12 protein-coding genes, 1 tRNA gene and 1 pseudogene are annotated in these 12,345 nt (G+C 42.0%); 13 read left to right on the top strand and 1 reads right to left on the bottom strand.

The annotated features are described in order from the left end of the window. Positions 1-64: 64 nt before the first annotated feature. The 12 genes and pseudogenes from HNQ84_RS11280 (at position 65) to HNQ84_RS11225 (ending at position 11,316) form a co-directional block, all read left to right on the top strand. Entirely contained in the window at positions 65-1,207 is a 1,143-nt protein-coding gene (locus HNQ84_RS11280; RefSeq protein ID WP_435622171.1) for an ISLre2 family transposase, read from the top strand. Next, entirely contained in the window at positions 1,183-1,443 is a 261-nt protein-coding gene (locus HNQ84_RS11275; protein WP_435622170.1) for a hypothetical protein, read from the top strand. The genes HNQ84_RS11280 and HNQ84_RS11275 overlap by 25 nt, the downstream gene beginning before the upstream one ends. Positions 1,444-1,513: 70 nt before the next feature. Further along, positions 1,514-2,137 carry a dienelactone hydrolase family protein gene (locus HNQ84_RS11270; protein ID WP_435622169.1) on the top strand — a complete coding sequence of 208 codons (624 nt, stop codon included), beginning with the start codon at positions 1,514-1,516 and terminating at the stop codon, positions 2,135-2,137. An 11-nt stretch (positions 2,138-2,148) separates the two neighbouring features. Beyond that, positions 2,149-3,300 carry a 3-phenylpropionate MFS transporter gene (locus HNQ84_RS11265; RefSeq protein WP_435622168.1) on the top strand — a complete coding sequence of 384 codons (1,152 nt, stop codon included), beginning with the start codon at positions 2,149-2,151 and terminating at the stop codon, positions 3,298-3,300. A 150-nt stretch (positions 3,301-3,450) separates the two neighbouring features. After that, positions 3,451-4,769 (top strand): annotated as a pseudogene (locus tag HNQ84_RS11260) (ISLre2 family transposase). Positions 4,770-5,012: 243 nt separating this feature from the next. Continuing rightward, positions 5,013-6,461, top strand: coding sequence for a tetratricopeptide repeat protein (locus HNQ84_RS11255; protein WP_435622167.1), 1,449 nt, complete (start codon positions 5,013-5,015; stop codon positions 6,459-6,461). A 95-nt stretch (positions 6,462-6,556) separates the two neighbouring features. After that, complete coding sequence (gene trxB / locus HNQ84_RS11250; RefSeq protein WP_435622166.1) at positions 6,557-7,504, top strand: thioredoxin-disulfide reductase; 948 nt, start codon at positions 6,557-6,559, stop codon at positions 7,502-7,504. 231 nt (positions 7,505-7,735) lie between these two features. Next, positions 7,736-8,194 carry an NUDIX hydrolase gene (locus tag HNQ84_RS11245; protein ID WP_032101178.1) on the top strand — a complete coding sequence of 153 codons (459 nt, stop codon included), beginning with the start codon at positions 7,736-7,738 and terminating at the stop codon, positions 8,192-8,194. 17 nt (positions 8,195-8,211) lie between these two features. Then, entirely contained in the window at positions 8,212-9,102 is an 891-nt protein-coding gene (rapZ, locus tag HNQ84_RS11240) for an RNase adapter RapZ (RefSeq protein WP_435622165.1), read from the top strand. Further along, positions 9,099-10,064, top strand: coding sequence for a gluconeogenesis factor YvcK family protein (locus HNQ84_RS11235; RefSeq protein WP_435622164.1), 966 nt, complete (start codon positions 9,099-9,101; stop codon positions 10,062-10,064). Before rapZ ends, HNQ84_RS11235 begins: the two co-directional genes overlap by 4 nt. 12 nt (positions 10,065-10,076) lie before the next feature. Then, positions 10,077-11,039 (top strand): DNA-binding protein WhiA, encoded by a 963-nt coding sequence (gene whiA / locus HNQ84_RS11230; protein WP_435622163.1) that lies wholly within the window; start codon positions 10,077-10,079, stop codon positions 11,037-11,039. 19 nt (positions 11,040-11,058) lie between these two features. After that, positions 11,059-11,316, top strand: coding sequence for an HPr family phosphocarrier protein (locus HNQ84_RS11225; protein WP_183243824.1), 258 nt, complete (start codon positions 11,059-11,061; stop codon positions 11,314-11,316). Between the two features lie 28 nt (positions 11,317-11,344). Here HNQ84_RS11225 and clpP read toward each other — a convergent pair whose 3' ends face one another. Then, entirely contained in the window at positions 11,345-11,935 is a 591-nt protein-coding gene (gene clpP / locus HNQ84_RS11220) for an ATP-dependent Clp endopeptidase proteolytic subunit ClpP (protein ID WP_004892507.1), read from the bottom strand. Between the two features lie 212 nt (positions 11,936-12,147). Here clpP and HNQ84_RS11215 point away from each other — a divergent pair. Beyond that, positions 12,148-12,219 (top strand) — tRNA-Arg (locus HNQ84_RS11215). Positions 12,220-12,345 lie beyond the last annotated feature (126 nt).

The raw sequence follows: 12,345 nt of genomic DNA, 5'->3' as shown, positions 1-12,345 counted from the left end.
AATGGGCTCTCCTCCTGTAAGGTAGTAAGTGCGAAAAAAACAACCAAAGAAAGGAGTGGAGCCCATGCAGGATTATATCACAGATGGAGTCACATGGAAAGACATTGAACAGTTATTGTTTCGGCATATGCAAAAAGAATATGGTCAACTGCTTCAACAGTTGTTGGAGGACATCGATCACACATTAGCGGAAAAACGAGATAAAAAACGATACGCGCTCAAAGATAAACGAGGGATACGGATGCAGACGATGTTTGGAGAAGTGGAAGTCAAGCGGAACTATTACTTCGATCGGGAAAAACAGAGGTATGTCTGTCTGTTGGATGCTTTTCTTCAGTTTGAGGGGGCACATGGAGTCAGTCCGTTGTTAGAAGAAACAGCGATTCATCTGGCAGTGACAGGTTCATCGTATCGACAAGCTGCCCAGTCCTTAGAAAAACTGGTGGGATATGCGTGCATGAGCCACGAAACGATTCGTCAGTTGATTGTCGAGGCAGAAGTCGATGGACACCGCAAGATGGAGAAAAAAGGTCGGGTGTTTTTCATTGAAGCGGACGGGTTGTACGTCAAACGGCAACGAAGCCGCATGAAAGGAAAAGAAGAGAAAATTGTGACGATTCACCAAGGATGGGAGAAAAACGGCAAACGAGTTTCTTTGGTGAACCGACGCTACTATGTTCATCAAACGAATGAGCCAATCTGGGAAGCCGTCGAGAGCTTCTTAGTGAAAGAATATAGGTATGATCCACTAGAAGATTGGGTCGTCATCAATGGAGATGGTGCCCCATGGATCACGGGTTGTCGTGAATATTTCGGAGATAGAGGGTACGTTCAGCTCGATCGGTTCCATGTAGCGAGAGAGATTCGGCAATTGTTCCGAGGTCATGCGAGATATCGGGCGATTCGAAAAACATTCGCGTCATGGGATGAAGAGGGGGTGTTACGAGAACTCACAAGTGCCATCGGTACGCTAGAACATGGGGAGAAGGAAAAGCAACTCGAGGCGCTTGTTCGTCGAATCGAGGAGATGCCAGGATGTTTGCGTGACTATCGCATATGGCTGAAGGAAAAAGGGATCGACACGACAAACATGAGGGCGATGGGGAGTGCGGAAGGAACGATGCAGGTGTTTGCGAAACGAAGTAAAAACGGTCGAAGTTGGAAGGACACAGGGATTGAGCGATGTTGCGAGCGATCGTCGCCATAAAAGATACGTTACTTATTCGGACACGCCGTGGGGTGATGTATGGCGTGGAAGAACGAGAAGAAACGAAACGAGAAACGATCGTGAAAAAGGCACTGAAGCGCGTGCAAACGCAAATGGCAGAAAAAGAAGTTATTCAACGTTTTTCTCACATTACACCTTTATATAATCTTGAAAGACCTGAATGGACGCCTAACCCTACCTTTCATGGTATTGTTACAATGCCGATCAAATACTAACTTCCTATACTGAGGGGGAGCGCGACACCCCCTCTATCTTTAATTATAAGGATAAGGAGTTTGTCATATCATGTTAAAACACTGTAATTATTCTGATGTTGCTGTCATCCTGATACATGAAATCTATGGGATTAACGATCATATGAAACACGTAGCTCAAATGATTGCCGCTAAAGGGTATGACGTATACTGCCCCAATTTATTAAATCGAGATCATTTTCATTATGATGATGAGGCAGATGCTTACCAATATTTCAAAAATGAAATTGGATTTGGAAAAGCGAAAAAACAAGTTTTAAATTTAGTAGATTCCTTAAAGTCTCGATACAAAACCATTGTGTTCTGGGGGTATAGCGTCGGTGCAACCGTAGCTTGGTTATGTTGCGAACATTATGGCATAGGAGATGCGGCCATAGGTTACTATGGATCACGGATTAGAGACTATCTCAATTTATTCCCAAAACTACCCGTACTATTACTGTTTTCTGAGCACGAAAAGTCATTTAATGTTAACTGGCTCGTCGAGCAATTATCCTGTAAATCAGGGATAAAAGTCGAGTTGTTTAAAGGACAGCACGGGTTCGCTAATCCCTTCTCCGATAACTATCATCCGGATTCAGAAAGAAAGGCTTTTGAACTGTCCCTACAACTTATTGAAACCATTCAGAAAACGAAAAAAAATGTATTGACATAAGGGGAAGTGTTATGAAACAAACATGGTTATCCACAAACTTTTTTGTATTTTTCTTCACCTGGGGGATTTTCTTACCGTACTGGACCGTTTGGCTGATTACAAAAGGGTTAACTGCTCAACAAGCAGGGATCGTGATATCCATCGGATTACTAGTAAGAGCTTTTTCAACTTCGTACATTTTTCCTGCCTTGTGCAAAAGGTATTGGTTATCACACGTTTCGCTTATAGTCGCTTTTTTATCTCTAATCATCCTAGTATGTTTTTTGCCTTTTAATAATTTGGCAGGGCTTATGTTAGTAATGGTCTTTTTCAGCCTCATCTATCCCATGTTGTTACCTATCAACGAGACAAAGGCCTCCATTCTATCAAAAGAAGAAAATGGGATTGACTATGGAAAATGCAGATTATGGGGATCGTTCGGTTTTATTCTCTCATCAGTGTTAACAGGATGGGTAGCCTCAAAAAATGCGAACAATATTATCTATTTGTTTTTACTCGGTAATCTATTCATTTTAATCCTATCATTAATTCGATCTCCATCAAGCTTAAGAGTTAAGCTTTCTCAACGGTCAGGAGGTTCCTTTGAATTACTGAAATCAAAATCATTTTTAATATGTTTACTCCTGAGTATGGTTTTACAAGGTACCCATGCTGCCTATTATAATTACGGAGTTATTTATCTTAAACACATAGGAATCAATAGTGTTTATATTGGTGGAATCCTTGTTTTGGCTGTCTTAGCTGAAATCGGGTTCTTTTACATTTCAAATCGAGTATTCACTAAGTTCGATGTAGCGACTATGTTTCTATTGGCCGGGATTGCATCAATTATCCGTTGGTCAAGTGTCTATTTTTTTGAGAATCCACTGGTTTTTGTGTTTTCTCAACCGTTGCACGCTTTAACATTTGGTCTCACGCACTTTGCATTCATGACTTTTGTTAATCAATATATTAGTAAGGACAAAATTCCTTCAGCTCATGGACTCTACGCATCACTTGCCATGAGTTTAACCACTGGGGTTTTAACACTTGTCAGTGGATACTTGTACTTGTATTCACCTGCATTCCCATTTATTGGAATGGCATTGGTCGTGGCACCTAGTTTATTCCTATGCCCGATGCTTAAAAAGCTTACCCGTCAATCCAGCACATTTCAGGTATGAGTAAAATGTTTGTGGGAGAAAAAAAGACAGGTTCCTGATTTGGTATAATCAGGAACCTGTCCGATATGTAAGCAAAATAGATGAAAAATGGGCTCTCCTCCTGTAAGGTAGTAAGTGCGAAAAAAACAACCAAAGAAAGGAGTGGAGCCCATGCAGGATTATATCACAGATGGAGTCACATGGAAAGACATTGAACAGTTATTGTTTCGGCATATGCAAAAAGAATATGGTCAACTGCTTCAACAGTTGTTGGAGGACATCGATCACACATTGGCGGAAAAACGAGATAAAAAACGATACGCGCTCAAAGATAAACGAGGGATACGGATGCAGACGATGTTTGGAGAAGTGGAAGTCAAGCGGAACTATTACTTCGATCGAGAAAAACGGAGGTATGTCTGTCTATTGGATGCTTTTCTTCAGTTTGAGGGGGCACATGGAGTCAGTCCGTTGTTAGAAGAAACAGCGATTCATCTGGCAGTGACAGGTTCATCGTATCGACAAGCTGCCCAGTCCTTAGCAAAACTGGTGGGATACGCATGTATGAGCCACGAAACGATTCGCCAATCCATCACCGAGGCAGAGGTGAAGGGGCACCGTACGATGGTGAAAAAAGGGCGTGTGTTTTTTATCGAAGCGGACGGGTTGTACGTGAAACGTCAACGAAGCCGCATCAAAGGAAAAGAAGAAAAGATCATCACGATTCACCAAGGATGGGAGAAAAACGGGAAGCGCGTATCCTTAGTGAATCGACGGTATATGGTTCATCAAACGAATGAACCGGTTTGGGAGGCTGTAGAGAATTTTCTGACGAAGGAATATGGCTATGATCCGCTTGATGATTGGGTGGTCATCAATGGAGATGGTGCCCCATGGATCACAGCGTGTCGAGAATATTTCGGGGACAGAGGGTACGTTCAACTCGATCGGTTCCATGTGGCGAGAGAGATTCGTCAATTGTTCCGAGGTCATGCAAGATATCGGGTGATTCGAAAGAAATTAGCATCATGGGATGAAGAAGGCGTGTTACGAGAACTCACAAGTGCCATCGGTACGCTAGAACATGAGGAGAAGGAAAAGCAACTCGAGGCGCTTGTTCGTCGAATCGAGGAGATGCCAGGATGTTTGCGTGACTATCGCATATGGCTGAAGGAAAAAGGGATCGACACGACAAACATGAGGGCGATGGGGAGTGCGGAAGGAACGATGCAGGTGTTTGCGAAACGAAGTAAAAACGGTCGAAGTTGGAAGGACACAGGGATTGAGCGATGTTGCGAGCGATCGTCGCGATAAAAGATACGTTACTCATTCGGACACGCCATGGAGTGATGTGTTGCGTGGAAGAACGAGAAGAAACGAAACGAGAAACGATCGTGAAAAAGGCACTGAAGCGCGTGCAAACGCAAATGGCAGAAGTGGTACGAGATAACATCCCATACCTTCGCCAATCTTCAGGGGCACCGATTTAAGAGGTATTGCAAGCATTGAAAGGTTTTTAAAAACACAGATATAGGCACATACCTACAGGATAAGAGTAGATAAAAGCGCTTACATGAAACAAGTCCATAAAACCATATATAACCAATAAAATCGGTCGAGAAAAAAATCTCCCACAAAGTCTTGACTCAAACCTTTTTCACCTATCCATGTTGTTCTAAAGCGAAAATGTGGTATACTTTCTTTCGGTGAAAGAAATCAACATGGAGGGTTCGATGGAAAAACATTTGCAAAAACGTGTCGGAAAAGTCATCCCGTTTATTCAAGACGGTACGTACTTTTTTAATAAAGGTGTCACATGTTATCGCCGCCGCGATTTACGTAAAGCGAAAGCGTATTTGCAACGTGCGGTGCAACTCGAGCCAGAACAAAGTACATTTGCTTGCCAACTGGCGATTGTATTGTCAGAATTGGGGGAATATGCGCAATCGAATGAATGGCTATTGCGCGTTATTGAACATAATGATGATTTAACGGAATGTTTTTATTTTTTGGCTAACAATTATGCCCATCTAGGATTATTTGGCGAGGCGACGAAATATGCCGAACAGTATATGGAGCGCGAGCCGGATGGGGAGTTTGCCGAGTATACGCTCGATCTATTAGACATTTTAACGATTGAGCAAGACGATGATGAGTGGCTGAATTACGATGATATGTTAATGAAGCAAGAACAAGCTCGTGCGTTGCTTGAAAAAGGTGAGTTTCAAGAAGCGATTACTTTGTTTGAAGAAATGATCAAACAACATCCAGAGCATTGGGCAGCTTACAACAATTTAGCACTAGCTTATTTTTATCAAGGAAACGTCGGGAAAGCGAGACAAACGATCGAATACATTTTGAAGCAAAATCCAGGCAATTTGCATGCTCTTTGCAACGATGCGGTGTTCTCGTATTATTTACAAGAACAAGAGCGGTTATTTTCACTTACTCAGTCGTTACAGCGCGTATATCCGATTTCATTTGAACATCGGTATAAGCTCGGGGTGACATTTGCAATTGTCGGGCGCTACGATTTAGCGTTCCAATGGTTGCGGCAATTACAACGCCGTGGTTTCGAAGGGGATGCCCCATTTTATTATTGGTACGCATATGCGGCATATCATATGGGATATCGCATGTTGGCGGAGTCGATGTGGAACAAATTCATTGCGCTTCATCCAGATAAAAAAGGGAGCGAACCGTGGCGTTATCGGGAACAGACGATCGAACACATTCAGTCGTTATTTGCAAAGCAAGATGTCGCTTCTTCCTTATATGCTTTATATTTAATCAGCAAATCGTTTATGACAAATGATTGTCCGTTTCCAAAACAGTCATGGTCTCATCCACTTCTACAGCAATGGAACGACTACGTATATGGCCATGACCAACAAGTGCCGACATATATTGTCGATGCCCATCGTATTGTGACGTTGCTTATTCAACATAATGGGTTTGAATATGAACCGTTATACATTGCTTGGTTTTCTTTTTTTGTCGAGGCGATGAAGGGGATCGATTCATTTTCTAATCATCAAGCGTGGGCGGCGGCGTTTGAATATATGTTTCGCAGACAGCGCGGTCAACGTGTGACACAGCGCATGCTTGCGGAGCGTTACGGTGTATCTGTTGCGACGGTTGGAAAGTATGTAAAAATCATCAAACAACAGTGGCACGAATGAGCAAGTTAATGGACGCCTTTTCTTTTGTTGTATTACGATAGAAATATGGAAACGATAAAATGGAGAGCTATGTATAAAGAAAGGGTGGAAGAAACGTGTCACAAGAAAAAATTTATGACGTCATTATTATTGGCGCAGGACCTGCAGGAATGACGGCGGCAGTATATACTTCTCGGGCGAATTTGTCGACACTCATGCTTGAACGCGGGGTTCCCGGCGGTCAAATGGCAAATACAGAAGAAGTAGAAAACTATCCAGGTTATGACCATATTCTTGGGCCTGAATTAGCAACAAAAATGTTTGAACATGCGAAAAAATTTGGTGCTGAATATGCATATGGTGATGTAAAAGAAGTAATTGATGGCGAGGAATATAAAACAGTCGTAACAAGTAATCAACAATATAAAGCTCGTGCCATTATTATTGCAACAGGAGCGGAGTATAAAAAGCTTGGCGTTCCTGGTGAGAAAGAATTAGGGGGACGTGGTGTTTCATATTGTGCGGTATGTGACGGAGCGTTTTTTAAAGGGAAAGAACTTGTCGTTGTAGGCGGTGGAGATTCTGCCGTTGAAGAAGGTGTATATTTAACGCGTTTTGCAAGTAAAGTGACGATCGTTCACCGTCGCGACCAGTTGCGTGCGCAAAAAATTTTACAGCAACGAGCGTTTGCGAATGAAAAAATCGATTTTATTTGGAACCATACAGTCAAGCAAATTAACGAAAAAGATGGTCGAGTCGGTAGTGTCACGCTCGTTCATACACAAACAGGGGAAGAGCGCGAGTTTCCGTGTGATGGTGTGTTCATTTATATCGGGATGGTGCCGTTGACAAAGCCGTTTGCTTCACTTGGCATTACGAATGAAAATGGCTACATTGAAACGAATGAACTAATGGAAACAAAAGTACCGGGCATTTTTGCTGCGGGGGATGTTCGTGAAAAGTCGCTTCGTCAAATTGTTACAGCAACAGGTGATGGTAGCATTGCGGCACAAAGCGCCCAACATTACGTGGAAGAACTAAAGGAAAAGCTTAACATTCAGTAACGAAAACGTAATGTTGCTTTAATTGAACTGTAACACGCTTGAAATAATAAAAGAGTATGATAAAAGTAAGTAATTGACCCCCTTTTTATATACACTTGTTGGCACGGGCTTTCGTCCCGTGCTTTCTTTTTTGCTCATGGTCATGAAAACGTTTCAAAATTTATACTTTGTGACCTTTTGTAAGAAATAGTATAATGGAAAAAACATATTCATTATTGAGGTGAACGGACGTTGCAACGAGTGACGAACTGTGTATTAGTAAAAGACGGACACGTTCTTTTGTTAAAAAAACCTCGGCGCGGTTGGTGGGTAGCGCCCGGTGGGAAGATGGAACAAGGAGAATCGATACGTGAAGCTTGTGTGCGAGAATATCGTGAAGAAACAGGCGTTTATTTGAAAAAACCTCAATTAAAAGGGGTATTTACGTTTGTGATGAAACGAGGGGAAGAAGTCGTTTCCGAATGGATGATGTTTACGTTTTTTGCGGAACATTTTGACGGCGAAAACGTATTACAATGTGAAGAAGGGGAGCTCGCTTGGCATCCAATTGAACAGATTCCAACGTTGCCGATGGCGCCAGGCGATTATCATATTATTGATTATGTCATTAAGGGAACAGGAATCATGTATGGCACGTTTACGTATACGGAGGAATTTGAGTTGTTGTCTTACCGGCTTGATCCGAGTTGAAGAAAGGAGAAAGGGCGATGAGCACAGGTTCAGCACATGTTCAAATGGTTATTATTACAGGGATGTCGGGGGCAGGAAAAACGGTCGCCATTCAAAGCTTTGAAGATTTAGGTTATTTTTGTGTCGACAATTTACCGCCGACGTTGTTACCGAAGTTTCTTGAATTAATTCGGGAATCAGGCAATAAAATGAATAAAATTGCGCTTGTCATGGATTTACGGAGCCGTGACTTTTTTGACCGTCTTTTTGCCGCACTTGATGATTTGGCAGAAACGTCATGGGTAACCCCACAAATTTTATTTTTAGATGCAAGTGATGCTACGCTTGTGAGTCGTTATAAAGAAACGCGTCGCTCACATCCCCTTGCGCCTAGCGGATTGCCACTTGAAGGCATTCGGCTAGAGCGCCAATTGCTTGAAGAATTAAAAGGGCGTGCTCAAATGATTATTGATACGTCCAACTTAAAGCCGCGTGAACTTCGTGAAAAAATTGTGCAAACATTTGCGACGCCTGCAACGACAACTTTTTCTGTCAATGTCGTTTCATTCGGTTTTAAATACGGTCTGCCGATTGATGCGGATCTCGTTTTTGATGTTCGCTTTTTACCGAATCCTCATTATATTGAGCATATGCGCCCGAAAACGGGTTTGGATGAAGAAGTATCATCTTACGTATTAAAGTGGACAGAAACGCAAAAATTTATTGAAAAAGTAACGGATTTGCTTTCGTTTATGCTCCCACATTATAAACGGGAAGGAAAAAGTCAAGTTGTCATTGCGATAGGATGCACAGGTGGACAGCATCGTTCCGTTACGTTAGCGGAGTATATTGGACGTTATTTTGCTGACGAGTATACAACGCACGTATCACATCGAGATATTGCAAAAAGAAAGGATACGCATCGATGAAAAAAATTGTTGTCATCGGTGGGGGGACGGGTCTTCCTGTATTACTTCGAGGGCTCAAACAATACGATGTCGATTTAACAGCCATTGTTACCGTTGCAGATGACGGTGGAAGCTCAGGAAGATTGCGCGATGAACTCGATATGCCCCCACCTGGAGATATTCGTAATGTGCTTGCAGCTCTTTCTGACGTAGAACCGCTTATTATCGAATTGTTTCAACATCGATTTGAAAACGGAAACGGGTTATCAGGTCATTCGCTTGGCAATTTAATTTTAGCAGCGATGACGTCGATTACTGGCGATTTTGTACGTGCCGTCCGTGAAATGGGGAAAGTGTTGAATGTACGTGGAAAAGTGTTACCAGCAGCCAATGAAAGTGTTGTTTTGCATGCTGAAATGGAAGACGGGACGATCGTATCAGGTGAGTCAAAAATTCCGTATTCCGGGAAACAAATTAAACGTGTATTTTTAACCCCGGAAAATATAGAACCGCTTGACGAAACGATTACAGAATTACGGACGGCAGACTTAATTGTTATTGGACCCGGCAGTTTATACACGAGCATTTTACCGAACTTACTTGTTCCTAAAATTGGCGAAGAGGTATGTAAATCGAAGGCGAAAAAAGTATATATATGCAACGTCATGACCCAAGCAGGGGAAACATTAAACTATACAGCAAGCGATCATGTGCAAGCGCTTTATGATCATATGGCGTGTGCATTTTTAGATGCAGTCATTGTTAATAATGCCCCGATTTTGCCAGAAACAAAAGAGCGATATGCGAAAGAATTTGCCGCACCGGTCGTTTGTGATATACGAGAGTTAGAGGCGCTCGGTTTACAAGTCATTTGTGATGCGCTCATTGATGAACGAGATGGAACGGTGCGTCATGATACGAAAAAAATAGCGGCGTTGCTCGTTTCGCTTCTTGCACCTCCTTCGCACGACACACATGTATAGGAGGTGGAATCGTTGTCGTTTGCATCAGAAACAAAGAAGGAATTAACGGGTATCGAAGTGAAGTCTTGTTGTTTAAAAGCAGAGTTATCTGCTTTAATTCGAATGAACGGTTCCATTTCATTTTCAAACCGACGTTTATTGTTAAATATTCAAACAGAAAATGCTGCAATCGCAAGGCGTATTTATACGTTATTAAAAAAAGGATACAACGTAGCAGTCGAGTTACTTGTGCGTAAAAAGATGCGCTTAAAGAAAAATAATGTATATATCGTACGTGTTGTCGAAGGAACATCTGAATTGTTATCGGATTTAAAAATTATGGAAGAAGGATTTTCGTTTGTCCATTCCATTTCACCGGAACTTGTCCAAAAAAAATGTTGCAAGCGTTCGTATTTGCGCGGGGCTTTTTTGGCAGGGGGATCTATCAACAATCCAGAAACATCGTCTTATCATTTAGAAATCTTCTCTCTATATCGTGAACATAACGAATCGCTTTGTGAACTGATGAACACGGCTTTTTATTTACATGCTCGCACGTTAGAAAGAAAAAAAGGGTTTATTACGTATTTAAAAGAAGCAGAGAAAATTGCCGAGTTTTTAAGCATTATCGGAGCGCATCAAGCGCTACTCCGCTTTGAAGATGTGCGCATCGTGCGGGATATGCGCAACTCCGTGAATCGGCTTGTTAATTGCGAAACGGCGAACTTAAACAAAACAATTGGAGCAGCTTTACGCCAAGTGGAAAATATTCGTTATATTGATGAGACGATTGGACTTGATCAACTCCCGGAAAAACTTCGTGAAATTGCAAAATTGCGCATTGAATATCAAGATGTGACGCTAAAAGAGCTTGGGGAGATGGTTTCTGGCGGGAAAATTAGCAAATCTGGCATTAACCATCGTCTGCGCAAACTAGATGAAATTGCCGAGCGACTTCGGGCCGGTCAGCCTATTGATTTTCATAAATCTTTATAAACTATGGGAGGAATGCATGATGGTAGAAAAACAAGTGGAAGTACGGTTAAAAACAGGATTGCAAGCGCGTCCAGCTGCGTTGTTTGTTCAAGAAGCAAACCGCTTTTCAGCTGATATTTATATTGAAAAAGACGGTAAAAAAGTGAATGCGAAAAGCATTATGGGATTGATGAGTTTAGCGATCCATTCAGGAGCCGTCATTACCATTTATGCAAACGGATCCGATGAGCAAGAAGCGTTAAATAAGCTTGTTCAATATGTTGAACAAGAATCATAATAAAACAAGGCGGGGGAACCGCCTTGTTTTATTTTTCATCAACGCGCGTTAATACGCGGTCAATTAAACCGTATTCTTTTGCTTTTTCTGCTGTCATAAAGTTATCGCGATCTGTATCGCGCTCGATCACTTCGATCGGTTGCCCTGTATTTTCAGATAAGATGCGGTTTAATTTGTCGCGCAAGAATAAAATACGTTTCGCTGCAATTTCAATTTCTGTTGCTTGACCTTGCACACCACCGAGCGGTTGGTGAATCATGATCTCACTATTTGGCAATGCGAAACGTTTTCCTTTAGCGCCAGCTGCAAGTAAAAATGCTCCCATAGAAGCTGCCATACCGATACAAATCGTTGATACGTCTGGCTTAATAAATTGCATTGTATCGTAAATCGCCATGCCTGCTGTAATCGAACCACCAGGGCTGTTAATGTAAAGGGAAATGTCTTTTTCAGGATCTTCGGCTGCTAAAAATAAAAGCTGAGATACGATTGAGTTTGCTACATGATCGTCAATTGGACTTCCTAAAATAATAATGCGGTCTTTTAATAAGCGAGAGTAAATGTCATATGCGCGTTCTCCACGGCTCGTTTGTTCAATGACTGTAGGAATTAAGTTCATGCTCTTCCTCCTCCGATAGATCGTTTTTTATGTACTTTTATCATACAAAAAAGGTCAATAAAGGTCAAATGAAATACCTTTTATTTATATGTATTCGCTTTTTTTCTTCTGCATCCCTTCTTTCATCGTTTCCGCTTTTTGAAATTTTAAACGTCACCGCTATTGCATTTTTTTTTCTTCTTCACTATAATGGTAAGTGCATTTATCATTATGCCCTCGTAGTGTAGTGGATAGCACGAGAGATTCCGGTTCTCTTAGCGTGGGTTCGAATCCTGCCGAGGGCGTCAGTCACCCCCTGCTTACATAGCAAGCAGGGGGTTTTTACTTTTTACATAAAAAAATAAAGTCCGGTGAGCCACACCGGACGAATGGATGAATTTTGCGAGGCTTGCTCGCTTGTTCTATAAGAA

The organism is Anoxybacillus eryuanensis (assembly GCF_051200995.1).
GTDB classification, from domain to species: Bacteria; Bacillota; Bacilli; order Bacillales; family Anoxybacillaceae; genus Anoxybacillus; species Anoxybacillus tengchongensis.
Note: the sequence above shows the minus strand (reverse complement) of the source record. Positions and strands in the feature narration are given on the sequence as shown.